Origin of the sequence: Alteromonas sp. Cnat3-28 (genome assembly GCF_022348265.1) — a bacterium.
Classification (GTDB): Bacteria; Pseudomonadota; Gammaproteobacteria; order Enterobacterales; family Alteromonadaceae; genus Alteromonas; species Alteromonas macleodii.
The window spans coordinates 80,111-104,482 of sequence record NZ_JAKREY010000003.1 but is presented as its reverse complement, the minus strand read 5'-3'; the positions used below and the strand labels follow the sequence as shown (position 1 = coordinate 104,482).

The following is a 24,372-nucleotide window of genomic DNA, read 5'->3' as shown; positions in this document are numbered from 1 at the left end:
TCAATGCTTAGTATCAAGAATTTACATGCCAGCGTGGAAGAGAAAAACATCATTAAAGGTCTTAACCTTGAAGTTAAACCTGGTGAAGTACACGCTATCATGGGCCCCAACGGAGCCGGTAAAAGTACACTAGGCTACGTCCTATCTGGTCGTGATGGTTACGAAGTAAGCGAAGGCGAAGCCACGCTTAACGGTAAAGACCTATTAGAGCTCGAAGTAGAAGAGCGTGCCCGTGAAGGCCTTTTCCTTGCGTTCCAATACCCAGTTGAAATTCCTGGCGTAAGCAATATGGAATTCATGAAAGAGTCAGTTAACGCTATGCGCGAACAGCGCGGCGAAGCGCCATTAACAGCTGCTGAGTTTTTAAAGAAAGCAAAAGAAGCGTGCAAGCAGGTACAGCTTCCATTGGATTTCTTGAAGCGCGGTGTAAACGAAGGTTTCTCTGGTGGTGAGAAGAAGCGTAACGAAATCATGCAAATGATTTTGCTAGAGCCAAAGCTTTGTATTCTAGATGAATCAGACTCAGGCCTTGACGTTGATGCACTTCAGGTCGTTGCCGACGGTGTTAACAGCCAGCGCGACGGTGAGCGTAGCTTCATCGTTGTTACCCACTACCAGCGTCTTCTAGACTACATCAAGCCTGACTTTGTTCACATTCTTGCCGACGGCAAAATCGTGAAAAGCGGTGACGCGTCACTAGCGCTAGAAGTTGAGAAGAGCGGATACGCATTCCTAGGTAAAGCGTACGAGGAGGCTGAAGCATGAGTCAATGGCTAGAACAGGTCATTGATGCGGCGCAAATCTCCGATTACTTAGCGCCCGTGCGTCAGCAGGCCTTAGAAAAGTTAAAAGCTGATGGTTGGCCAGCCCGTAGAAACGAAAGCTGGCGTTTTACGCCGCTAACACCCGTTGAAAAGCGTGAAGCTAAGCAAGCGGTTCAGGCAGACAGTTTACCGGTACCCGCTATCGATAACCTAAATGCTATCGACCTTGTATTTGTAGACGGTGTCTTGGTCACGCAGGTTAACACGCTAAATGTGCCAGCGGGCATGAGCATCACGTCGCTTAATAATGATGATACTGCCACGCAGCAAGCGATCAGCAGTGTATACGGTCAGGTTAAACCAACCCGTCATATGTTTGGCCTAGTTAACGATGCGCTGTGCCAACACGGTATATTTATTAATGTTGAAGCAGGCGCGAAAATCGACACGCCAGTGCGCATTGTGAACATGGCGTCGCAAAATGTTGATGCCCATACCCGCGTGGTGGTGAAGGTCGCTGAAGGCGCAAGTGCTACTGTTATCGAGCAAGGTTTTGGCGATACTGAAAGCTTAACCACAGCGTTTGCTGAATATGACCTTGCTGATGATGCACATCTAGAGCACTATCGTTTTGCTATGTTTACTGGCAAAGCCAAGCAATTAGGCGGCAGCCACTTCAAACTTCATAACCGCACCACGCTTAACAGCACCATGGTGGGCTATGGAAGTGAGCTTTCCCGTTTAGATGTAGACATTCATCACGCCGGCGAATTTGCCGATGCAAAAATGAATGCCATTTATCTTCTGGCGGAAGGCGAGTTATTTGACCTTCACTCCACCATTGAGCACGCGATGCCTAATGGCACAACAGAAGAAAACGCGCGTGGGATTGTAGGCGATAAAGCACGTGCCGTGTTCAATGGTCGCATTCATATTCATCGTGATGCGCAAAAGACATTGGCTGAACTTAATAACCGCAACTTGTTGCTATCTCGTCGCGGCGTTATCAACACCAAGCCTGAGCTTGAAATTTATGCTGATGACGTAAAATGTGCTCACGGTGCAACGGTTGCTGAAATTGAAGAAGAAGCCTTGTATTACATGCTTACCCGCGGCGTTTCTCGCAGTAAAGCACTGGTAATGCTCAACTTTGGCTTCATTCAAGAGCTTATAAATGACGTGCCTAATGCGGCAGTCCGTGAATGGCTAGCACCAATTTTAAGTGAGCGCTTCGCCCAAATGGAGGTGAAATGAGCTTAGACGTTGCAGCACTTCGTGCCCAGTTTCCTATTTTATCTAAAACGGTAGACGGCAAGCCGCTGGTCTACCTAGATAATGCGGCAACAACACAAAAACCTCAGGCCGTTATCGACGCCTTAGTAGATTTTTACACGGGGACGAATGCAAACGTGCACCGCGGTGCGCACCATTTATCGGATGAAGCCACGCGACGTTACGAAAATGCACGTACCAGCGTTGCAAAGTTCATTAACGCGAAAGCGCGTGAAGAAGTTATCTGGACGTCGGGCACCACAGAAGCCATTAATATAGTCGCCAATGGTCTCGGACAGCTACTAAGCGAAGGTGACGAAGTGATGGTGACTGAGCTTGAGCACCACGCAAACTTGGTGACTTGGCAACAAGCGTGTCGCCGTTCTGGTGCAACGCTAAATGTTGTACCTATTTTCGACAGCGGAGAGTTAGACGTAGACGCTTTCGATAGGCTGCTGTCTGAAAACACTAAGCTGGTGGCGTTTCCTCACGTATCGAATGCATTAGGAACGGTTAACCCAATTAAACTGCTTACTGAAAAAGCGAAAGCGGTAGGCGCATGGGTGCTGGTTGATGGCGCACAGGGCATTGCTCACGGCGGTGTTGACGTACAAGACATTGGCTGTGATTTTTACGCGTTTTCAGGCCACAAGCTATTCGGCCCAACGGGCATTGGCTGTCTGTGGGGCAAAAAAGAGGTGCTAGAAACCTGGCCTGTTTGGCAGGTAGGCGGCGAGATGATCAAAGACGTGACTTACCATGAAGCCACATGGGGTGCGTTGCCAAATCGCTTAGAAGCCGGTACGCCAAACATCGCAGGTGCCATTGGTATGGGCGCTGCAGTAGATTGGTTTAGTGCCCTTGATGTCAATGCTTTGCATGAACATGAACAAAAGCTGCTTGCCTATGCTACCGAGCAGGCCGAAGCGTTTGACGGTATGCGGATAATCGGTACAGCACCTAACAAGGTAGGCGTGCTGAGTTTTCTACTGGAAGGTGCGCACCCGGCGGACGTGGGCTTCATTCTCGATAGACAAGGCGTTGCGATCCGTACCGGTGATAACTGTGCACAGCCGCTAATGAAGCGCTTTGGTATTCCGGGTACTGCCCGTGCGTCGTTCTCAATTTACAATACGCTTGAAGAAGTAGACAGCCTATTTGCTGCGCTTAAAAAAGCAAAAATAATGTTGGCCTAAGGAGGCATTATGAGTGTTGAAACTTTCGTACCTAGTACAAAACTCATTTCGCTAACTGACAGTGCCGTTAAGCATTTCGAAAGTAAGCTTAAAGACAAGCCAGGTCAGTTAATTCGTTTATCGACAAAAGTAAGCGGCTGTACAGGTTACGCCTATGTGCTTGATTTCGCAGATAGTGCGCAAGCCGATGACGAAATTGTTGAAATTTCGCCAGTACTTAACGTAGCCGTGGCTGCAGATGCCACCGACCTACTGCGTAATACTGAAATTGATTACGTTACAGAAGGTGTGAACGGCGTCATTAAATACAACAACCCGAACGTGGTTGATGAGTGCGGATGCGGTGAAAGCTTTAACGTTGGCTAAGTGCCACGTCAAAGGCCATCAGTGGTAGAACAAAGAGTACTAAGTAGTTTATGAAGCAAAAAATGGTGACCACCGAGCGCGACTGTAAAGCGCGCTTGGTTCCAGCGGGCAATCCTACCGTGATCCCTGAAGGCGAGTTTGTGAATATCACCCAAGAGCTCGGTGGTAACTATACGGTAACGTGGCGTGGCAACATGTACCGCATCGATGGTACTGATGCAGGTGCTATTGGCCGAAAAGCGATGACTCTGAGCTTTGACGCGCCAGAAGACGGAAACATAAGCGAACAGCAAGTGTGGGACGCGTTAGAAACTATCTTTGACCCTGAGATCCCTATCAATCTCGTATCCCTTGGTCTTATCTACAAAGTGGAAATTGATCAAGATACTAGCAGCGTTAATATTGATATGACCCTGACCGCACCAGGCTGCGGCATGGGCCCAGTATTGGTTGGCGACGTTGAATACCGCGTTGCCATGGTTCCCCATGTTAAAAACGTCAAAGTAGAGCTTGTATTCGACCCTGCATGGTCCCGTGATATGATGAGTGAAGAAGCACAGCTTGAAGCAGGCCTGTTCTTCTAATCATCCACACAGTGAAATTTAATCACACAATTTTTCAAACAAATTAAGCGGAAATAGCAATGCAACTACCTAGCAGTGACGAAATTATTGATGATTTAGCGTTCTTCGACGATTGGGAACAGCGTTATCAGTACATCATTGATTTAGGGAAATCTATTCCGGGCTTGCCTGAAGATGCTAAAACACCCGAGCGTTTGGTCAAAGGGTGTCAGAGCAGCGTTTGGCTGGTGGAGTCTTACGACGGCAATAAAATCAACTTTGACGTAGACAGCGATGCAGTTATCGTTCAAGGGCTGCTCGCGTTAGTACTTGCCGCTTATAATGACAAAACGCCAACAGATATTTTAGCGTTTGATATCGACGGCTATTTTGAAGCACTAGACCTAGAGCGTCATATAACGCCAACCCGCGGTAATGGCTTACGCGCCATTGTGGGTAAAATTCAAGAATTAGCAAAAGCCAACGCTTAATTTTTTTAAGCGTTGGTTTCTTTAAGCCGTTTTAGGGTTTCATAGTAAAGGCAGTGGGGCAGGTGAGTCCTCGATAATTAGTTCTGTGCAAAATAATCTGTACGTTGTCATCATATTGTCATCGCCAACAGGCTAACCTTTCTCTACATTTGCGCATAAAAACAGTACTTTATATCTGATTTGATAAAGGCTCTGGTCAAGCTGCTATTTATTGCCTATAATTCGCGGCCAAAATTTTAAAGATACACACACTATTTGTTTGGAGAGAGAACATGGCTCTTGAGCGTACTTTTTCGATTATCAAGCCTGATGCGGTAGCTAAAAACGTAATCGGTGCAATTTACAACCGTTTCGAATCTGCAGGTCTTCGCATCGTGGCATCTAAGATGATCCACATGAGCAAAGAGCAAGCAGAAGGCTTCTATGCAGAACACAAAGAGCGTCCTTTCTTCGGCGCACTTGTAGACTTCATGACGTCTGGTCCTGTTATGGTTCAAGTACTAGAAGGCGAAAACGCAGTTCTAGCTAACCGTGAAATCATGGGCGCAACTAACCCAGCTGATGCAGCTGCAGGTACACTACGTTCAGACTACGCTGCGTCAATCGACGAAAACGCAGTTCACGGTTCTGACGCACCTGAGTCAGCAGCACGTGAAATTGCTTACTTCTTCTCTGAAGAAGAAATCTGCCCACGTACTCGCTAAGATTACATAGGTAGATAAACGGGGCTATAAGCCCCGTTTTTTGTTTCTGAGCGTCTGAGCACGCTTTATGCTGCTTTGCTCGGCGCTCATTTAGGCGAGCTAAACCACGCTTCTCGCGCATTGCCAAACTTAACGTTTCTCTGCGTTAAATCGGCTTTTTCTCAAATCTCATCTGTGGTAAAATCCGCGCAAATTTTAATCAGCGCTTTTCTTTTTCTTAAATGTCGTTCAAGACATAGTCGAATCGCTGGTTTTTACACCGTATTCAGTAGTAAGAGGGGCATCCCTCGAAGGTAAAAGGGTCATTTTATTCATGGCAAAAACTAACTTATTAAACTTAAATCGCGAAGGCTTGCGCAATTTCTTTAAAGAAATGGGCGAGAAACCGTTTCGTGCCGATCAGGTGATGAAATGGATTTACCAGCACGGTATTAGCGATTTCGAGGAAATGAGTAACCTCAATAAAAACCTTCGCGCGATGCTCATTGAAAATTGCGAAATTAAAGCGCCTGAAATTGCATACTTTCAAGAAGCGAGCGACGGCACGATTAAGTTTGCACTTACCCTTGAAGGTGGTCAGGAAGTTGAATCTGTTTGGATCCCAGAAACTGACCGTGCAACGCTTTGCGTGTCATCACAGGTAGGTTGCGCGCTAGAGTGTACTTTCTGTTCAACCGCGCAGCAGGGGTTTAACCGTAACCTAAGTGTAAGTGAAATTATTGGTCAGGTTTGGCGTGTAGCTACTTTCCTTGGTCTTTCAAAAGACTCAAGCAAACGCCCTATCACTAACGTAGTAATGATGGGTATGGGTGAGCCACTGCTTAACCTTAAAAACGTTGTACCAGCAATGGATATTATGCTGGACGATTTCGGTTTCGGCCTGTCTAAACGCCGCGTTACGCTAAGTACATCGGGCGTGGTTCCAGCGCTAGATATGTTGGGTGACCAAATAGACGTAGCTTTAGCTATTTCATTACACGCACCCACCGATGAGTTGCGCAACGAAATCGTGCCTATCAATAAGAAGTACAATATCGAAGCCTTCTTAGCAGGCGTACGTCGTTATCTGGCCAAATCTAAAGCGAACCAAGGCCGTGTAACGGTAGAATACGTTATGCTTTCAAACATCAATGACAGTACTGAACAAGCGCACCAGTTGGCAAAGGTATTGAAAGACACACCTAGTAAAATAAACTTAATACCATTTAACCCTTACCCGGGTTCGCCTTATACATGTTCAAGCAATTCGCGTATTGATAGATTCGCAAAAGTGCTTATGCAATATGGGTTTACAACCGTTGTGCGTAAAACGCGAGGTGATGATATCGACGCAGCATGCGGTCAATTAGTGGGTGATGTGGTAGACAGAACGAAAAGAATGTTAAAAAAACAGGTGAAGGGCGAAGCAATTTCAGTAAAAATGGCCCAATAATCATTAAGATATTAGGGTAAGACTATGGTTGCGGGATTGCGAACGTCACTTAAAATTGGCTTTTTAAGCGCGATTATTTTCACTTCTGGCTGCGTCAGTAATAACCAGTCAGGGTTGTATGGCGGTAACTTCGATCACGAAGAAGCCGCCAAAACACGCATGTCCCTTGGTCTTACCTACCTTCAAAATAACAACTACACGCAGGCAAAAAAGAACCTCGACAAAGCGCTTGAGTTTAATCCACGCTCTGCAGATGTTCAGTTTGCGATGGCATATTACTATCAGCTGGTGGGGGATAACCTTCGAGCGGAAGAGTACTATGAAACTGCTATTGACCTTGCGCCTAACAATGGCGATATTGCCAACAGTTATGGCGCGTTTAAGTGCCAAAACGGCGAATACGAAAAAGCCAAAGCGTATTTCTTTGATGCGATAAATAACAGGCTTTACGCTAACGCAGCGCAAACCTACGAGAACTTGGCTTTGTGCGCGCAAAGTCAAGGTAAGCTAGATGAAGCGATCGGCTATTTTCAAGACGCATTAAAACATCAGCCTGCTAGGGGCAAAAGCCTGTTCTTACTCAGTGAACTTTACACGGTTTCAGAACAGTGGGAACTTGCTGAATCTACGTTACGAAAATACGAACGTGTTGCCAAAGTTACGCCAGATTCATTGTGGTTAGCTTATGAAATAGCCAAAGGGAAAGGGGATCTAGAGACTGCAAAGGGGTATGGCGAAATGATGATGTCATTGTTCCCTGAAAGTGAGCTTACTAAACGTTACTTAGTGCAACGTGAAAGTATGCAAAACAAAGTGGTTAAAACCGTCAAATCTACACAGCCAAACGATTCTGAAACACAAATAAGCGAAAACCAAACAAATACCGACGGGCTTACACAAACATCATCAAACGATAAAGAAAATGAAAAGAGCGTCGCCCAAGACAACGACGCTCAGCGTCAATCTCAGAGCAATAACACCGACAGCGCTCCTACAGCCACAGCTAACACACCGGAAAAAGCACAAAATACTGAATTATCTGTGCAAAGTGATAAATTCCATGTAGTAAAAGAAGGTGAAAACTTATATCGTATTTCTTTATTGCACAATATCAAAATGGCAACACTGCAAGAGTGGAATAACCTTGAAAATACTGGCGCTATTATTGCTGGTCAGACGCTTTGGTTAGTACCACCGAGTATGCAGGAGGAATAAGGTTTAATGGTGTCGGAAGAAAAAGCGAATCAAGAAGTTACTTCGCAACAACAAGAAAACACGCCAAGTCCAGGGGCAATGCTAAAAGCGCGCCGTGAAACGCTAGGTTTGTCTCAACAAGATATTGCTGATAAATTGTTTTTGAAAGCTAAACAAATCAATGATTTAGAAAATGATGTCATTGATGAAAAGTCTTCGGTGACTTTTACAAAAGGATACGTGAGAAATTATGCCAAGCAATTAGGCATGAATTCTCAAGAAGTTATTGAGGCATTCGAACGCTTCCACAATCAAACATCTGTACCATCTTCCGATAGATTACAGAGCTTTTCAAAGCGTGTCGCAAAACAGACACACGATGACAGGTGGATGATGGTAACTTATGTTATTTTACTTCTTATCATTGCCGCCGTTGTCGTGTGGTGGTATCAACAGCCTAGTGACGACACGGTAGCTGAACTGCCACTTAGTGAGGCTGTTGAGCGAGAAGCCGCTAATACGCCTGTCCCATCGGCGGGCACAGATACCGACAATGTAACTACTGACGCCTCGTCGTCGCAGGGTGATACGGCTGGAAACAATCAGCTAGACACGGGCGTGAGCAATAGTACAAGCTCAGAAACCAGCGGTGCGTTCAGCGACCAAGATAGCGGTTTTAACCAAGACGGTAGCTTGAATGATGGTGCAATCTCAGCACCCGATACAGAGGTAAATGATAGCAATAACCTAACCGCTCTGGTTAATTCTGCGAGTAGTAACGAACCCCAACCCAACCTTAATGTGAATAGTCAGTCTGATGCAGCGCCAATTGCTATGGTTTTCACTTTCGATGATGACTGTTGGGTTAATATTAAAGACGCGTCTGGAGAAGCTATTGCCTATGGGGTAAAGCTAAAAGGACGAGTTATGGAAATTCAAGGCGTTCCTCCTGTTGAAGTTACGCTCGGTGCACCGGATAATGTGCGCATATCAGTTAACGGCGAGTCTGTTGATATTTCTTCATACCAAAACGGTAAAACAGCTCGCTTCGCACTTCCTTTATAGGTAATTAGATGTTTGCAGAAAGTCCTATTAAACGCAGAAAGTCTACGCGTATTAATGTAGGTAACGTCCCCATTGGTGATGGCGCTCCCATTGCTGTTCAATCTATGACGAATACGCGGACCACAGATGTGGCAGCGACCGTCGATCAAATAAACCGTATTGTTGCAGTGGGTGGCGAGATCGTTCGAGTGTCTGTGCCCACGATGGAAGCGGCTGAAGCATTTAAAGAAATTAAAAAGCAGGTGAGTGTGCCACTCGTTGCAGACATTCATTTTGACTACCGTATCGCACTTAAGGTTGCTGAATACGGAGTGGATTGTCTGCGCATTAACCCAGGTAACATAGGTAATATGGAGCGTGTGCGCTCTGTGGTCGATTGTGCAAAAGACAAAAATATTCCTATCCGCATTGGTGTGAACGGTGGCTCGTTAGAAAAAGACTTACAAGAGAAGTACGGTGAGCCAACGCCAGAAGCGCTGGTTGAATCCGCAATGCGTCATGTGGATATTCTCGATAAACTTAACTTTGATCAATTCAAAGTCAGCGTTAAAGCGTCAGATGTTTTCTTAGCTGTTGGCGCCTATCGTTTATTGGCACAAAAAATAGACCAGCCGCTTCACTTAGGTATTACCGAAGCCGGTGGTCAGCGCGCCGGCGCCGTGAAGAGTGCAGTTGGCTTAGGTATGCTATTGGCTGAAGGTATTGGTGATACGTTGCGCGTATCGTTAGCCGCTGACCCGGTGGAAGAAATCAAGGTAGGCTTTGATATTCTTAAGTCACTGCGTATTCGCTCGCGCGGTATAAACTTTATTGCTTGCCCGAGTTGTTCACGACAAGAATTCGATGTAATCGGCACGGTGAATGCTCTTGAGCAGCGATTGGAAGATATTCTTACGCCAATGGATGTCTCTATCATCGGTTGCGTGGTTAACGGCCCAGGCGAAGCAGAAGTGTCTGATTTGGGCCTCACTGGCGCACGTAACATGAGCGGCCTATACGAGGACGGTAAGCGCGTTAAAGAACGTCTTCCTAACGACGATCTAGTGGATAAGCTTGAAGCTAAGATTCGCGCCAAAGCATCGCGTATGAGTGAACAAAATAAAATTCAGGTCTCGGTTAAAGACTAAGACATTTTTTGTTCATTGTTGTTTACTCCCAAAGCCCCTATAATGCGGGGCTTTTCACTATTTAGCAGTATGAGAATTTCACGTGGCTAAGACTATTCAGGCAATTCGAGGCATGAATGACTGCCTACCGGAGATTTCCGGTACATGGCAGAAGGTAGAATCTGTACTTCGTCAGGTTGTGGCGAGTTATGGTTACCAAGAAATACGTACTCCCATCGTTGAAAGCACCGACTTGTTCAAGCGCTCTATCGGTGAAGTTACCGATATCGTTGAAAAAGAAATGTATACCTTCGAAGATAGAAATGGCGACAGCTTAACGCTACGTCCAGAAGGTACGGCAAGTTGCGTGCGCGCAGGAAACGAGCACGGCTTATTGTACAACCAGCAGCAACGCCTGTGGTACATGGGGCCAATGTTCCGTCATGAACGTCCACAAAAAGGGCGTTATCGCCAGTTCCATCAGTTCGGTGTAGAGACCTACGGTATGGACGGCCCTGACATCGACTTAGAAGTGATTCTTCTTAGTGCACGCTTTTGGAAAGCTTTTGGTATTGAGCAGCACGTAAAACTTCAAATCAATACCTTAGGTTCAAACGAAGCTCGTGCTGCATATCGCGATACGCTGGTTGAATTCTTAAAACAGCGTGCAGACCAGCTCGACGAAGATTCCCTGCGTCGACTTGAAACGAATCCACTTCGCGTACTCGATTCAAAGAACCCTGATGTTCAAGCTGCTATTGCCGATGCGCCAGCGCTAATCGATCATCTTGATGAAGAATCTAAAGTACATTTTGAAACCTTGTGTTCGCGCTTAACGCAAGCAGGTATTGAGTTTGAAATAAATCCTCGACTAGTGCGCGGATTAGATTACTACAACCGTACCGTGTTTGAGTGGGTGACAGACAGCCTGGGAGCCCAAGGTACAGTGTGTGCTGGAGGCCGTTACGATGGCTTGGTAGAGCAGCTGGGTGGCAAAGCAACGCCTGCGGTTGGTTTTGCTATGGGCATTGAACGTTTGGTACTGTTGCTAACCACGTTAACCGAAGAAGGTCAGGACTCGAGCTTCGCAGATGTTTACGTAACGGCGATGGGAGAAGAGGCACAGTCATACGCTATTGAGGTAGCAGAACATCTTCGAAATACGCTTCCTAATACACGCATAATGATGCACTGTGGCGGCGGCAACTTTAAAAAACAATTAAAGCGTGCAGATAAAACAGGTGCACGTTTAGCGCTGCTTTTAGGCAATGACGAAATGCAGTCTCGCGAAGTAGGTGTTAAACCACTGCGCGATGGTCAAGAACAAGTTACAGTCAGCTTCGACACTTTATCTGATAAGGTTGCAGAGATGCTGAGCGCAAAATAAAAAGAGGACATCATGGAACAGTTCGCAACAGAAGAACAACAAGTAGAAGCGATTAAACGTTTTTGGAAAGAGCACGGTACTGCAATTATTGTCGGTGCAGCGCTTGGTCTAGGTGGCCTTTGGGGCTGGAGAGCGTATTCAGAAGCGCAAATTGAAACTAAAGAAGCGGCATCGGTTGCCTATCAAAATGCCGTAGAAACATTCGGTACAGAAGGCAGCGACGCAAAAGTTAAAGCTTTTATCGAAGAGAACAAAGAGAGTGGTTATGCGAGCATTGCCAGCCTTCTTGCTGCTAAGCAAGCGGTAGATGCCGGTGATTTAGATGCTGCAGCTTCTCATCTAAATAGCGTAGTAACCTTTGCCGAAAATGATGAATTGAAAGTGCTTGCCTCTCTTCGTTTGTCGCGTGTGCAAATTGAAATGAACCAGCTGGACGCGGCGTTGTCTACGCTTAGCAATGTAACAAACGACGCATTTGCAGCAGAAGTTTCTGAATTAAAAGGCGATGTGTATCAAAAACAAGGCAAGTTTGATGATGCTCGCTTAGCTTATTCAAATGCGTTAGAAAAAAATGCCAACAATCCGCTTTTACAAATGAAGTTAGATAACCTATCGGTATCTGCTGCGCAATAAGCGAAAGCCTTAGGGCTGGTATAAATAATAAAGAGGTACGCAATTTGTTTCACAACACGTGTGGCCGTAAAGGTCGATTTGCTCGCACGATAGGTATGGCACTCGCGGTGTCTATCACAATGTCTGGCTGCTCAACTATTTCAGACTGGTTTGCAGATGATGAAGAATTAGAGATTCGTCGTTTAAAGCCTATTGAGGCTAAATTCACACCTAAATTAGTGTGGGATCGCGATATTGGTGATGGCGTTAATCATTACTTCTCTCGTCTTCGCCCTGTTTATGCCTATGACAAGCTTTATGCTGCCGATCGCCATGGCGCCGTTGTCGCGATGGACCCTGAGTCGGGTAAGGTGTTGTGGGAGAAAGATTTCGCACAGTTTCGCTCTGAGGGCATGCTAAGCTCAGTCACTAATTTGTGGCGTAGCGGTGAGACTGCTCGTATTGGTGGTATCGCCGTAGCAGACAGACACGTATTCATTGGTACAGAAAACGGCTATGTAGCTGCAATGGATGCAGAAACCGGAGAGTTGGTTTGGGATGCGTCTGTTCCCGGTGAGGTTTTAGCGGCTCCGGCAGCTGATGAAGGCATCTTAGTGGTTAACACGGGTGCTGGTAGCTTATTTGGTTTCAATACCCGCACTGGTGAACAGTTGTGGAGACACGAAGGTGATACTCCTCCGCTAACACTACGCGGTATTTCTGGCCCAATCGCATCTAATGGTGGTGCTATCATCGGTACACCTACAGGTAAAATTCAGGTTAATCTTATCGAAACAGGTGTACTTGCGTGGGAAACGGTAATTGCAACGCCTTCTGGTGCAACAGAGTTAGAGCGTATTGTTGATATCGACACAACGCCTGTTTTATTTGGCGGCACGGTTTACACGGTTTCTTACAACGGAACATTAGCTGCTGTAGAGTTACGTTCAGGTCGTGTAATTTGGAAACGTGAATATGCATCGTTTCGCAATTTGAATATCGACGGCAATAAAATTTTTGTTGTAGACAACAACTCTAACGTTTATGCCCTTGATAGACGAAACGGCGTAGAGCTCTGGTCTCAAGGTTCACTTAAGCATCGCTCATTAACGGCTGCTACTCCAGTAGGCGACCATGTGGTTGTTGGTGACAACTGGGGCTTTCTACACTGGATTGAACAAGAAACAGGTGAAGTTGTTGCACGCCTAGATGTTGGCGGCGATGACGAAGATGATTCAATCTATGCTGCGCCGTTGAAGGTGGATGATAAGATTATAGCGGTAACACGTAATGGCGTAATAGCGTCGGTGCAAGTTCCAAAGTAACAGGAACGTTTCGCTAATATTTAAACAGAAAAGGTGCTTAAAGCGCCTTTTTTTATACCCCGCGGTTTTTTGGGGCCTAAACTTGGCAATTATCAATGGGTAGACGGTTTCTCTTCGTGTTATTGAACGCCATTGGTATTAGGTAGTGAACAAGGTATAATGCGCCCATTCTCAAAAGCCTCATAGTAATTCACCTCTCGTTAGAGAATACAGCTCCCGAACGTTAGTTGTAATAGATGGTGTATGCGGCTTGTGCTTTTTTAGCTTTCATGACCCCTAGGATCTGATAAATGTTACCCGTTGTTGCTTTGGTTGGCCGCCCTAATGTTGGTAAGTCAACCTTGTTTAATCGCCTTACAAATACCCGTGATGCACTAGTTGCTGACTATCCGGGGCTAACTCGCGACCGTAAATACGGCCAAGCGAAATTTGAAAAGCGCCAGTTCATAGTAGTGGATACCGGCGGTATTACGGGCGATGAAGAGGGCATTGATGCTGAAATGGCACAACAGTCTTTGTTAGCTATAGAAGAGGCTGATGTCGTATTGTTTTTGGTTGACGCCAGAGCAGGTATGCTGCCAGCCGACCAAGGTATTGCTGATCATCTTCGACGCATAAACAAAAAAGTGTTTGTTGTGGCGAACAAGGTTGATGGAATTGACGGCGATAGCGAAAGTGCGGAATTTTATTCCTTAGGCTTAGGTGATATTAAGCAAATTGCTGCGGCGCACGGTCGCGGTGTTAGCCAATTGCTGCAGGACGCCTTAAAGCCACTTGAATCTGATTTCCCGGACATGGAAATTGTCGATGAGGAGCCTGAAGAAGAAGAGGATGCTGAAACGCAGCGTCAACGCCTTCAAGAGTTACCTATCAAACTTGCTATCGTAGGTAAGCCCAACGTGGGTAAGTCGACACTGACAAACCGCATTTTAGGTGAAGAGCGCGTGGTGGTATTCGACATGCCAGGCACCACCCGTGACAGCGTGTACATTCCAATGGAAAGGGATGAGCGTGAATATATCCTAATCGATACCGCGGGCGTGAGAAAGCGTAAGAAAATTAGTGAAGCCGTAGAGAAGTTCTCTATTGTTAAAACTCTTCAGGCAATTGAAGAAGCTAACGTAGTGCTATTGGTTATTGATGCCAGAGAAGGTATTACCGACCAAGATCTTAGCCTATTAGGCTTTGTGCTTAATTCAGGTCGTTCATTAGTAGTTGCCGTGAACAAATGGGACGGATTAAGTACTGACGTGAAAGACGACATAAAGCGCGAGATGGACCGTCGTTTAGGCTTTATCGACTTTGCTCGAATTCATTTTATTTCTGCTCTTCATGGTTCGGGTGTTGGTAATTTATTTGAGTCTGTACAAGAAGCGTATATGAGCGCGACCAAGCGTATTAATACCGCGCTGCTTACGCAAATTATGGAAATGGCTCAGGATGACCATCAACCTCCGCTGGTGCGTGGTCGCCGAGTTAAAATGAAGTATGCTCACGCAGGTGGTTACAACCCACCGGTTATTGTTATTCACGGTAATCAAGTGGATGACTTACCAAGCTCTTATAAGCGTTTCTTGATGAACTATTTCAGAAAAGCGCTAGAAATTATGGGTACGCCTATCAAGATAGAATTCAGAGAAGGCAACAACCCGTTTGAAGGTAAAAAGGCTAATTTGACCTTGGCGCAGCAGCGTAAGCGCCGTCGTATGATGTCTTATTACAAAGATAAAAAGTAGCCTTTTTGAGGATTGGGCGCTATTTCTGACCAAGTGGCGATAGCGTCCATGCTTTTACATTACTCAATTTCCCCACTATTGTGGCATGATGAAATCCCCAATTAGACTCGCTTTAGCGTGAATTGCATTTTGCCAGTCGTATTCAACTCTACGGTTTTCTTGATTTAATCTGCTAGGTCATTATTACACTTAGATTGTATTCTTTTCCTGCTATTCCCACTTTCTCTTTGTTCACACATTCAGTCATTTATAGGTACGTACCTTTGAATTCGGGAGGTTACCACGGATGTGAAATTTGGAGCTGTTTTTGCAGACACTACCTGTTTAGCAGACAGCCAGCAGTGTTTTTGGGAGATAAAGTGTCAGTAGAAGAATTGGTTAAAGTCGCCTCACCACTTCAAAAAAATCAAATGTATAACTGGTTTGATAGGTATAAACCAAAAGAGCAGCAAAAAGTATATATTCTCACCGCCAAAACAGAAGAAAAGCCAACGTTGAGTTTGCCGCTAGTTAAACGACGTTCTGCGAAAAAAGCTTAACGCGCGCTTTCCAAAAGCAGAGAGCGAACCTTTTTCATCATTTCAGACTCTTGCGGAACTTCTACGTTAACAATCAATTGATTGACAATATTGTCTGAAAAGTCAGGAGGAAAAGTCGTAGACACTTTTACGATTTTATCTTGTAGCTTAAAGACATAGGTTGTCGCGTAAATTGTTGGTGATGTTTCAGATGCCGCGCTCAGCCCCAATCTCCATCCTCTTAATGCGCTGTTAACTTCGTAGCGTGAGGCTGGACTGATTTGAGACAACGTTAACTGCTGTAAATCGGCTGTAGCACTAGCTCGTTGCAGATCACTTTCTAGTTGCTTAGGAAGTAGCTCGTTTTCATCTGAAGAAAGCTGATCTAAAAAGGGATATACGGTGACATCAACGAGCGCATCTTCAAACTCAGGGTGTATATAGCGAGTAATTGCACCGTTAAACGGGTCTGGATATAACTGAGTATCTAATTTAGTGAAGTCGCCAATGGCGTTTGGTACCTGTAATCCACCCTTATAGTCGCTAGCTTCTAGCGCATCGAACAAAAACTGGCTGGTAAATAATCCAGAATGTTTGGCATGTTGAATCCAGCGCGCAATCAACGATTGAGCTTCTTCTTCGGCTAAAGCGGTTTCCGTTTTCACATCTGTGTTTTCTGCGGCACTCGCATCAAATGAAGATGAGTCAATTTCTATCCCTCGCCATTGTAAAGTGAATTCTGCAAATTGTTTTGCGTGCTGTCGATGCATGCCAGGCGCTGCGCCAACATTAGCAATCAATAGTTCGTAGTCGTTTCCTTCGCCATAAGGGAACAAATGACTGAACTCTCCTGATTCGCTTAGGAGTTTAATAAAGCTGTCGGGCGAAATCGCATCTTCAAAACACAAATTAGTGGATTGAGAAGCATTAGCTTCGCTTAATGCTCGCTGGGCTCCACAAGCCCTGAGTAACGTCTCGCTCGGGTAGGTAGAAAAAACAGAGACAGGTTGATTGACCATAGAAGCAAAGGTGAAGTCAGGCACTAGTAACAGAACAAAAACGCACAAAGGTGTTAAAATTTTTGATATAGCGAACCGCTGTGACTTTAGGCTCCAAAATGCACAGGCCCGCTGGTAAATACTGGAAAAGGAAAACGCGTTTACATGAACGGGCATAATACTTAAGGCTACCTATTGCCGCTGAATGTGTGTCACTGTACTGGTTATTTCTCCGTCAGTCACCCGAGATTTTATCTCATCACCTACATTTACTTTATTCACGCTATTAATGGCTGTTTTGTCGGACAAAGTAATGCTGTAACCACGGGCGAGCGTTGAAAGAGGACTTACAGATTGTAAGAGGCTAACATTACCACCAAGTTCATTTTTTTTGCTTCTAATAAGTGTATTCATGCTTGATAAGAGCTTGGTGCTAGCGTAATTCAGTTTGTCTTTTGCACGCGCTACGTTTGCTGATGGCGATTGTTTGTTTAGTCTGTAATCAAGACCTTGTAATTGCTTCTCTGCTTTTGCCAAGTCGTTTTGCATTTTATGCGCTAAACGAAGTTGTAGTCTGTCTAACGTTTGCCACTGTGATTGAATGCGGCTTTGTGGATGCAACGCATTTAGCCGTTGTTTCTTTAAAACAAGTTGTTGTTTACTCGTTTGAAGGTACTGATGTATTGCCCTTGCTAAGCGTTGTTTTTGCTGACTTAGCGTTTGGTAGAGAGCGGCAGAATCCTGACTTAAGATTTCGGCAGCAGCAGATGGGGTAGGGGCGCGAACATCAGCGACGAAGTCACTAATGGTGAAGTCTACCTCATGGCCTACGGCGCTAACTATGGGTAAAGCACTTGCAGCGACTTCTCTTGCCAAGCTTTCATCATTAAAACACCACAAGTCTTCTAATGAACCGCCGCCTCGCGTAAGTAACAGCACATCCACTTCTGCGCGGCGGTTAGCCGTTCTTAACGCATTAATTAACTGTAAAGGTGCGGTTTCACCCTGAACCATCGACGGATAAACAATGATTTCGGTTTGTGGGCTGCGTCGTTTTAATACACTTAATACATCGTGAAGCGCTGCACCGCTTGATGAAGTTATTACGCCGATGCGATTAATACGTTCAGGTAGCGCACGCTTGTTAGCAGTATCGAACAAGCCTTCATTGTTGAGTTTGAACTTTAAGGCTTCGAACGCTTGCTTAAGCGCACCTTCGCCATCGCTTTCCATGTGTTCGACAACCAGTTGATAGTCGCCGCGTGCTTCGTAAAGGCCAACCGACGCTCGCACTAAAATTTTGTCGCCTTCTTTAGGGCGAATGCGAACATTGCGGTTTGATCCCTTGAACATGGCCGCGCGAACTTGGGCTTTGTTGTCTTTCAGCGTGAAATACCAATGCCCTGATGCGGCTGCCACAAAGTTGGATATTTCAGCCGATAGCCAAATAAGGCCAATTTCGCCTTCCAGTACGGTTCTGGCTAAGCGATTTAGCTTGGTAACTGTTAAAATTTGTCGAGACGTAGATGGCGAATTTGTAAACATAAAAAAAATCACTGGGTTTAATACATTTAGAGTTTACCTGAAAACTAAAAAACACTACAATTGCGCCGCAATTAACCCTCAACTGAATAGGTGTTGTTGCATGCTACGTATCATCCAAGAAGCCCTGACGTTCGACGATGTGTTGCTGGTTCCCGGCCACTCGACCGTCCTCCCTCACACAGCCAACTTACAAACACGCCTTACGCGTGGCGTAACGTTAAATATTCCAATGGTGTCTGCTGCCATGGACACGGTTTCTGAAGCCCGTCTAGCTATTGCGCTAGCCCAAGAGGGTGGTATTGGTTTCATTCATAAAAACATGAAGCCCGAAGAGCAAGCCAAACACGTACGTGAAGTTAAGAAATACGAAAGTGGTGTGGTATCTGACCCGGTAACGGTTGAAGAGAATGCGACCATTGGTGAAGTTATCGCGCTTTCTAAGCGTCTTGGTTACTCTGGCTTCCCGGTGACTGACAAAGATAATAACCTAATTGGTATTGTGACAGGCCGCGATCTTCGCTTTGAAAAGCGTTTGAATTTGCCTATTAGAAACGTAATGACCGGTAAGGATGATCTGGTTACCGTTAAAGAAGGTGCAAGCTCTGATGTGGTGTTAGATCTTATGCACGAACACCGCATTGAGAAAATTCTTGTCGTCGACGACGCGTTTAAGCTTACAGGCCTGATCACTGTTAAAGACTTCCAGAAAGCAGAAAACAAGCCTAACGCATGTAAAGACTCGCTTGGTCGCCTACGTGTTGGTGCTGCGGTAAGCGTTGGACCAGGTACTGACGAACGTATTGCACTACTTGTAGATGCAGGCGTTGACGTTCTACTTATCGATACCTCTCACGGTCACTCGCAAGGTGTTATTGACCGCGTGAAAAAGGTACGTGCAGACTATCCAGATGTACAAATTATTGCGGGTAACGTTGCGACGGGCGATGGCGCGAAAGCACTTGCCGATGCCGGCGTAGATGCTGTTAAAGTGGGAATTGGCCCTGGTTCAATTTGTACTACCCGTATCGTAACCGGTTGCGGTGTGCCTCAAATTACTGCGGTATCAGATGCAGTAGAAGCGCTTAAAGATACTGACATTCCAGTAATCGCTGACGGCGGTATTCGTTTTTCGGGTGACATTGCTAAGGCGTTGGCTGCTGGCGCAAGCTGCGTAATGGTTGGCAGCATGCTAGCAGGTACTGAAGAAGCGCCAGGCGAAGTAGAACTTTTCCAAGGCCGTTATTACAAGTCATATCGCGGTATGGGTTCACTAGGCGCTATGGATCAAAGCCACGGTTCGTCAGACCGTTACTTCCAAGATTCTGATAACGCTGAGAAATTAGTACCAGAAGGTATTGAAGGCCGCGTAGCGTACAAAGGTCCAATTGCTAATATTATCCATCAGCAAATGGGCGGCTTGCGCTCAGCCATGGGCTTAACGGGCTGCGCAACGATTGAAGAGCTCAATACCAAGGCACAATTTGTGCGCGTAACTTCAGCCGGAATGGGCGAGAGCCACGTTCACGATGTAAGCATTACCAAAGAAGCGCCAAACTACCGTTTAGGTTAAGGCGACCGACGACTGCGAGGCTGGTACTACACCAGCCTTTGTTCTTTTATTTAACGGGTAAAAATAAAACATGACCACAAATATCCACGACCAACGCATACTTATTTTGGATTTTGGCTCGCAATACACGCAGTTGATAGCACGTCGTGTTCGCGAAATAGGCGTTTACTGTGAGCTTTGGGCTTGGGATGTGACCGAAGAGCAAATCCGCGAATTTAATCCTCAAGGGATTATTCTGTCAGGTGGCCCAGAGTCAGTAACCGAAGAAGGTTCACCACGCGCGCCCGAGTACGTATTTGAAGCCGGCGTGCCAGTGCTAGGCGTGTGCTATGGCATGCAAACCATGGCACAACAGCTAGGTGGTGGCGTACTGGGTTCAGACAAGCGTGAATTTGGTTATGCGCAAGTAGAAGTGATTAAGCCAAGCCCGCTGCTGGATAAAATTGAAGATGCCATAGGCGATAACGGCGCGGCGCTGCTTGATGTATGGATGAGCCACGGCGATAAAGTGGCAGCTATTCCCGAAGGTTTTGAAACCATCGCGCAAACCGCTTCATGCCCACATGCTGCAATGTATAACGCAGAGAAGCAATTCTATGGCGTGCAGTTCCACCCTGAAGTGACTCACACTCGCCAAGGCATGCGTCTATTAACTCACTTTGTGATGGACATCTGTAAGTGTGAAAAGCTCTGGACAGCTGGCGCAATTATTGACGATGCCATTGAGCGCATAAAAGAGAAGGTGGGCGATGAAGAAGTTATTCTTGGCCTTTCAGGCGGTGTAGATTCTTCAGTAACAGCTATGCTGCTTCACCGCGCGATAGGTGACAAACTTACTTGTGTGTTTGTAGACAATGGCCTGCTTCGCTTAAATGAAGCTGATCAGGTAATGGAAATGTTTGGTGACCATTTCGGCCTTAACATTATCCGTGTAGACGCTGAAGAGCGTTTCCTTGATCGCCTAAAAGGCATTGAAGATCCTGAGCTTAAACGTAAAGCTATTGGTAATGAGTTCGTTCGTGTATTTGACGAAGAAGCCGGTAAGCGTGAAAACGCGAAGTGGTTAGCGCAAGGTACTATTTACCCAGACGTTATCGAATCAGCGGGTTCTGCAACGGGTAAAGCGCACGTGATCAAATCGCATCACAACGTAGGTGGTCTTCCAGAAGATATGGAGCTAGGTCTTGTTGAGCCACTGCGTGAACTCTTTAAAGACGAAGTACGCAAAATTGGCCTTGAGCTAGGTTTACCGTACGACATGCTTTACCGTCACCCGTTCCCTGGTCCAGGTCTAGGTGTTCGTGTACTTGGTGAAATTAAGAAAGAATATTGCGACTTACTACGTCGTGCAGACGCTATCTTTATTGAAGAGCTATATGCAGCTGATTTGTATCAAAAAGTAAGCCAAGCGTTTACCGTATTTCTTCCTGTGCGCTCAGTTGGCGTAATGGGTGATGCGCGTAAATATGACTGGGTAGTAAGCCTTCGTGCAGTAGAAACCATCGATTTCATGACAGCTCACTGGGCACATTTACCCTACGACTTCCTAGGTAAAGTGTCGAATCGCATTATAAATGAAATTGACGGCATTAGCCGCGTAGTATACGACATTTCTGGTAAGCCACCTGCTACGATTGAGTGGGAATAAACGGGTGTAAATTTACCGAAATGAAAAGAGAGCCTTCGGGCTCTTTTTTTGTATCTACTTAAAAAAGAGCAAGTTAATAAGCCTGTTACTATAAGGGTGTATATTTTCGCATATATTGGTATGTTGATTCATACCAAATTTGTAACCAAACCGTCATAAAAATATCATTTAATGGCGACGTCCTTCTTCAAACTTATACTAAAGGTTAAGACGTGTTAAATTACACTAGCATCAGCCGTTTGGTGATGACGCCTGTTCTCGCCAGTTTATTAATTCTTGTACTACTAAACGGTGCCTCAATTCTAAAGTCTTTCTCGTTGCTCAATGCCTTTGATGAGTTAGAAAACACCCTTGTTCAATCAGAACGCGACGTCAATACCACGCTAAGTACATTCAAAACCCAAGTCCAAGAGTGGAAAAATGTACTGCTGCGTGGTCACAAAGAAGAAGACAGAGAAAAATACTGGGGGCGATTCAAACAACGAGAGGCTGATATTACTCGTCAATTTGACCTGATGATATCGAGTAATGTGATAAGTGAAAGCGTGAAGTCTGATATCAGGGAGTTTCAAAAAGCCCATGCAATAATGGCGAAAAAATATCGCGAAGGATACGACGCATTCATCAATTCAGGTTTTGACCCCAAGGTTGGGGATAGCTTCGTTCGAGGTATAGATAGAGAACCTGCAAAACTCCTCACAAGTATTGCGACCGAAATTGCAGCAGACTCAGCGAATGCAATAGCTGAGCTTAAAGCAAATACGCGAACTATGCTTTGGATTATTCTGTTGGCGGCTATTGTATTGTCTGTACTTTCAGTGGTGTATGTTATTGCTCGCTTGCGCTCTCAAGTTATCAAACCAACAAAACAGGTTGCTGCGTGCATATCCAACTTAGCCAATAGCCGCTATGACTATGACCTAACATATTCAAGTGATCATGAACTGGGTATGTTGGCTGATTCCGCTCGCGCGTTGCAATACAAGCTAAAAGATTCGATTGCGCAGCTTCAACAGGCAGAGCGAGAAATGGAAAAGGCTTTCGGCACCCTTGGTAACGTCAGCCAATCCATTATGGAGGGTGCCAATGGACAGCGTGATGCGTCGCGCTCACTTGATAGCAGCACAGATAAACTGAAAGAGATTGTACAGAATTTAGTGGCTATTACTGACCAAGTTGCTGTCGCTACCGATAATTCTGAAAAGAATGTGGCGAGTTGTTATGCCACGTTTGAAAGCGCGAATGCTGGCTTTAAGCAGCTAGCTAAAACGGTAACCGAATCTAGTAATATTGTGTCTGAACTGCAAAGCCGCAGTACCAATATTCTAAAAGTGGTAAATGTAATCAATGAAATAGCTGACCAAACAAACCTACTAGCTTTAAATGCAGCAATTGAGGCGGCTAGGGCAGGCGAGCATGGCCGTGGTTTTGCGGTAGTTGCCGACGAAGTTCGAGCACTTGCGGCTAAAACACAACAGTCTACAAAAGAAATTAACGACATTTTGAGCAGCTTTGAAGCGGAAGCGAAAGGGGCCGTTGCGGCTATGTCTTCTGGCAAGCAGTTATCCGATACTAATGCGGCTGAAGCCGCAACAGCGCTAGAAACACTAAATAACGTAGTTAGGGACATTCAAGAAACGGCCAGTGTAGTGGTGGCGCTTAACGAAGCCGCAGATGAGCAAGAGGCTGTACTTCAGCAAGTAGAAACAATCATAAGTAACGTGGTGACATCATCTGAAAAATACCATCAGCTTGCTCAGCGTGATGATATGTCACGTTCTATGAAAAGTATGTCAGAAAACGTTGAAAAGGTGGTGAAGAGTTTGACCCGCTAAGTGTGCTTTGTCAGTATTAGTAGTGAAGTTGGAACGAAAATGCTGTGGAGTAAGAGGCAAGGTAGCTCTAAAGCCATGCTGCTTATTTCTCGTTCCATGACTAATGTAATAAATAAGTAGCACTAAAAATAATGACCACGCCACTCGTTTTTCATCCCATATACAGTCAGTTAGACCTTCCCGAACGACACCGATTTCCCATAGAGAAGTATGTGGGTATTCGTGATGAATTGATAAATCGCGGTGTGGAAGCATCGCGTTTTGTTACTCCATCACCGGTTGATCTTTCTTTTCTCACTGCCTATTACGATGCGAACTATGTTGATGCACTAAGTACTGGCGCATTAGATAAGAAAGCCATGCGCCGCATAGGCTTTCCCTGGTCGCAGCAGCTGATTGAGCGTACCCGTACTGCCGTTGCTGGAACCTGTTTAACAGCCAAGCTAGCTCTAGAGCATGGAAAAGCATTGAATTTAACGGGCGGGTATCATCACGCGTTTGCTGATTTTGGTTCAGGTTTTTGCTTGTTCAACGATTTATATTTGGCAGCGAAAACTATGCAGCAAACCCCGTCCGTTGAAAATGTGCTTATTGTCGATCTGGATGTGCATCAAGGCGATGGCACAGCAAAACTTGCCGAAAACGACCGTGATATTTTTACCTTATCTATTCATGGTGAAAAGAACTTCCCTCACAGAAAGCAGCGTTCCGATATTGATATAGGACTCGATAAGGGCACCGAAGACGATGAGTATCTAACTACGCTAGAACAAGCGCTAACGATGGTAATGAGGCAATTTCAGCCCGATGCCATCATCTATGACGCAGGCGTTGATGTGCATGTAAACGACGACCTTGGTCATTTGCATATTTCTACGCAAGGCGTGTACGAAAGAGATACGCAAGTCTTTGCGTTAGCCGAGCGTTTGGGCGTTCCGATTGCTGCGGTAATTGGTGGAGGCTACCAAAGAGATATTGCAGCGCTGGTAGATGTGCATATTCAGCTTTATCGCGCGGCAGGCGTGATTGATTAACAAACAGTGAT

General features: G+C 45.6%; 22 protein-coding genes. 20 read left to right on the top strand and 2 right to left on the bottom strand.

Annotation, left to right across the window (positions count from 1 at the left end):
- Nucleotides 1-3 precede the first annotated feature (3 nt).
- The 16 genes from sufC to MHM87_RS04400 all read left to right on the top strand — a co-directional run bounded on the left by sufC (nt 4) and on the right by MHM87_RS04400 (nt 15,752).
- On the top strand, nt 4-765 hold the full coding sequence (sufC, locus tag MHM87_RS04475; protein WP_014979831.1) for a Fe-S cluster assembly ATPase SufC: 762 nt from the start codon (nt 4-6) through the stop codon (nt 763-765).
- Nucleotides 762-2,018, top strand: coding sequence for a Fe-S cluster assembly protein SufD (gene sufD, locus MHM87_RS04470; protein WP_039228366.1), 1,257 nt, complete (start codon nt 762-764; stop codon nt 2,016-2,018). Before sufC ends, sufD begins: the two co-directional genes overlap by 4 nt.
- Nucleotides 2,015-3,232: a cysteine desulfurase gene (locus MHM87_RS04465; protein ID WP_239257862.1), complete on the top strand. Its 1,218-nt coding sequence runs from the start codon at nt 2,015-2,017 to the stop codon at nt 3,230-3,232. The genes sufD and MHM87_RS04465 overlap by 4 nt, the downstream gene beginning before the upstream one ends.
- A 9-nt stretch (nt 3,233-3,241) precedes the next feature.
- Nucleotides 3,242-3,598, top strand: coding sequence for an iron-sulfur cluster assembly accessory protein (locus tag MHM87_RS04460; protein ID WP_014979828.1), 357 nt, complete (start codon nt 3,242-3,244; stop codon nt 3,596-3,598).
- A 50-nt stretch (nt 3,599-3,648) separates the two neighbouring features.
- Entirely contained in the window at nt 3,649-4,182 is a 534-nt protein-coding gene (gene sufT / locus MHM87_RS04455) for a putative Fe-S cluster assembly protein SufT (protein ID WP_239257861.1), read from the top strand.
- 59 nt (nt 4,183-4,241) lie between these two features.
- Nucleotides 4,242-4,652, top strand: a complete 411-nt coding sequence (locus MHM87_RS04450; RefSeq protein WP_014950170.1) for a SufE family protein — start codon at nt 4,242-4,244, stop codon at nt 4,650-4,652.
- A gap of 272 nt (nt 4,653-4,924) precedes the next feature.
- Nucleotides 4,925-5,356 (top strand): nucleoside-diphosphate kinase, encoded by a 432-nt coding sequence (ndk, locus tag MHM87_RS04445; RefSeq protein ID WP_012519000.1) that lies wholly within the window; start codon nt 4,925-4,927, stop codon nt 5,354-5,356.
- 313 nt (nt 5,357-5,669) lie between these two features.
- Nucleotides 5,670-6,788, top strand: a complete 1,119-nt coding sequence (locus MHM87_RS04440; protein WP_239257860.1) for a bifunctional tRNA (adenosine(37)-C2)-methyltransferase TrmG/ribosomal RNA large subunit methyltransferase RlmN — start codon at nt 5,670-5,672, stop codon at nt 6,786-6,788.
- Between the two features lie 24 nt (nt 6,789-6,812).
- Nucleotides 6,813-8,003: a type IV pilus biogenesis/stability protein PilW gene (pilW, locus tag MHM87_RS04435; RefSeq protein ID WP_239257859.1), complete on the top strand. Its 1,191-nt coding sequence runs from the start codon at nt 6,813-6,815 to the stop codon at nt 8,001-8,003.
- 6 nt (nt 8,004-8,009) lie between these two features.
- Nucleotides 8,010-9,047, top strand: coding sequence for a RodZ domain-containing protein (locus tag MHM87_RS04430; protein WP_239257858.1), 1,038 nt, complete (start codon nt 8,010-8,012; stop codon nt 9,045-9,047).
- An 8-nt stretch (nt 9,048-9,055) separates the two neighbouring features.
- Nucleotides 9,056-10,174, top strand: a complete 1,119-nt coding sequence (gene ispG, locus MHM87_RS04425) for a flavodoxin-dependent (E)-4-hydroxy-3-methylbut-2-enyl-diphosphate synthase (RefSeq protein WP_014950167.1) — start codon at nt 9,056-9,058, stop codon at nt 10,172-10,174.
- Between the two features lie 82 nt (nt 10,175-10,256).
- Nucleotides 10,257-11,540, top strand: coding sequence for a histidine--tRNA ligase (gene hisS / locus MHM87_RS04420; RefSeq protein WP_075177060.1), 1,284 nt, complete (start codon nt 10,257-10,259; stop codon nt 11,538-11,540).
- A gap of 12 nt (nt 11,541-11,552) precedes the next feature.
- Nucleotides 11,553-12,173 (top strand): tetratricopeptide repeat protein, encoded by a 621-nt coding sequence (locus MHM87_RS04415; protein WP_168463256.1) that lies wholly within the window; start codon nt 11,553-11,555, stop codon nt 12,171-12,173.
- A gap of 44 nt (nt 12,174-12,217) precedes the next feature.
- Nucleotides 12,218-13,477 carry an outer membrane protein assembly factor BamB gene (gene bamB / locus MHM87_RS04410; RefSeq protein ID WP_080752359.1) on the top strand — a complete coding sequence of 420 codons (1,260 nt, stop codon included), beginning with the start codon at nt 12,218-12,220 and terminating at the stop codon, nt 13,475-13,477.
- Nucleotides 13,478-13,767: 290 nt separating this feature from the next.
- Nucleotides 13,768-15,213 (top strand): ribosome biogenesis GTPase Der, encoded by a 1,446-nt coding sequence (der, locus tag MHM87_RS04405; protein WP_014979823.1) that lies wholly within the window; start codon nt 13,768-13,770, stop codon nt 15,211-15,213.
- 359 nt (nt 15,214-15,572) lie between these two features.
- A complete protein-coding gene (locus MHM87_RS04400) occupies nt 15,573-15,752 on the top strand; it encodes an exodeoxyribonuclease VII large subunit (RefSeq protein WP_239257857.1) in 180 nt (59 codons plus the stop codon).
- On the opposite strand, the gene MHM87_RS04395 is transcribed toward MHM87_RS04400, so the two are convergent.
- Nucleotides 15,749-16,906 carry a hypothetical protein gene (locus tag MHM87_RS04395; RefSeq protein WP_239257856.1) on the bottom strand — a complete coding sequence of 386 codons (1,158 nt, stop codon included), beginning with the start codon at nt 16,904-16,906 and terminating at the stop codon, nt 15,749-15,751. The two genes, MHM87_RS04400 and MHM87_RS04395, sit on opposite strands and share 4 nt — an antisense overlap.
- A 15-nt stretch (nt 16,907-16,921) precedes the next feature.
- Nucleotides 16,922-18,274 carry an exodeoxyribonuclease VII large subunit gene (gene xseA, locus MHM87_RS04390; protein ID WP_239257855.1) on the bottom strand — a complete coding sequence of 451 codons (1,353 nt, stop codon included), beginning with the start codon at nt 18,272-18,274 and terminating at the stop codon, nt 16,922-16,924.
- Nucleotides 18,275-18,374: 100 nt separating this feature from the next.
- On the opposite strand from xseA, the gene guaB reads away from it, so the two are divergent.
- The 4 genes from guaB (at nt 18,375) to MHM87_RS04370 (ending at nt 24,361) form a co-directional block, all read left to right on the top strand.
- Complete coding sequence (gene guaB, locus MHM87_RS04385) at nt 18,375-19,844, top strand: IMP dehydrogenase (RefSeq protein ID WP_014950158.1); 1,470 nt, start codon at nt 18,375-18,377, stop codon at nt 19,842-19,844.
- A gap of 70 nt (nt 19,845-19,914) precedes the next feature.
- On the top strand, nt 19,915-21,492 hold the full coding sequence (guaA, locus tag MHM87_RS04380) for a glutamine-hydrolyzing GMP synthase (protein WP_014950157.1): 1,578 nt from the start codon (nt 19,915-19,917) through the stop codon (nt 21,490-21,492).
- A 212-nt stretch (nt 21,493-21,704) separates the two neighbouring features.
- Nucleotides 21,705-23,327, top strand: coding sequence for a methyl-accepting chemotaxis protein (locus tag MHM87_RS04375; RefSeq protein ID WP_239257854.1), 1,623 nt, complete (start codon nt 21,705-21,707; stop codon nt 23,325-23,327).
- A 131-nt stretch (nt 23,328-23,458) separates the two neighbouring features.
- Nucleotides 23,459-24,361: a histone deacetylase gene (locus tag MHM87_RS04370; protein WP_239257853.1), complete on the top strand. Its 903-nt coding sequence runs from the start codon at nt 23,459-23,461 to the stop codon at nt 24,359-24,361.
- Nucleotides 24,362-24,372 lie beyond the last annotated feature (11 nt).

Coding starts and splice junctions, on each gene's coding strand:
- sufC (WP_014979831.1), top strand. CDS start 4: ATGCTTAGTATCAAGAATTTACATGCCAGCGTGGAAGAGAAAAACATC.
- sufD (WP_039228366.1), top strand. CDS start 762: ATGAGTCAATGGCTAGAACAGGTCATTGATGCGGCGCAAATCTCCGAT.
- MHM87_RS04465 (WP_239257862.1), top strand. CDS start 2,015: ATGAGCTTAGACGTTGCAGCACTTCGTGCCCAGTTTCCTATTTTATCT.
- MHM87_RS04460 (WP_014979828.1), top strand. CDS start 3,242: ATGAGTGTTGAAACTTTCGTACCTAGTACAAAACTCATTTCGCTAACT.
- sufT (WP_239257861.1), top strand. CDS start 3,649: ATGAAGCAAAAAATGGTGACCACCGAGCGCGACTGTAAAGCGCGCTTG.
- MHM87_RS04450 (WP_014950170.1), top strand. CDS start 4,242: ATGCAACTACCTAGCAGTGACGAAATTATTGATGATTTAGCGTTCTTC.
- ndk (WP_012519000.1), top strand. CDS start 4,925: ATGGCTCTTGAGCGTACTTTTTCGATTATCAAGCCTGATGCGGTAGCT.
- MHM87_RS04440 (WP_239257860.1), top strand. CDS start 5,670: ATGGCAAAAACTAACTTATTAAACTTAAATCGCGAAGGCTTGCGCAAT.
- pilW (WP_239257859.1), top strand. CDS start 6,813: ATGGTTGCGGGATTGCGAACGTCACTTAAAATTGGCTTTTTAAGCGCG.
- MHM87_RS04430 (WP_239257858.1), top strand. CDS start 8,010: ATGGTGTCGGAAGAAAAAGCGAATCAAGAAGTTACTTCGCAACAACAA.
- ispG (WP_014950167.1), top strand. CDS start 9,056: ATGTTTGCAGAAAGTCCTATTAAACGCAGAAAGTCTACGCGTATTAAT.
- MHM87_RS04415 (WP_168463256.1), top strand. CDS start 11,553: ATGGAACAGTTCGCAACAGAAGAACAACAAGTAGAAGCGATTAAACGT.
- der (WP_014979823.1), top strand. CDS start 13,768: ATGTTACCCGTTGTTGCTTTGGTTGGCCGCCCTAATGTTGGTAAGTCA.
- MHM87_RS04395 (WP_239257856.1), bottom strand. CDS start 16,906: ATGCCCGTTCATGTAAACGCGTTTTCCTTTTCCAGTATTTACCAGCGG.
- xseA (WP_239257855.1), bottom strand. CDS start 18,274: ATGTTTACAAATTCGCCATCTACGTCTCGACAAATTTTAACAGTTACC.
- guaB (WP_014950158.1), top strand. CDS start 18,375: ATGCTACGTATCATCCAAGAAGCCCTGACGTTCGACGATGTGTTGCTG.
- guaA (WP_014950157.1), top strand. CDS start 19,915: ATGACCACAAATATCCACGACCAACGCATACTTATTTTGGATTTTGGC.
- MHM87_RS04370 (WP_239257853.1), top strand. CDS start 23,459: ATGACCACGCCACTCGTTTTTCATCCCATATACAGTCAGTTAGACCTT.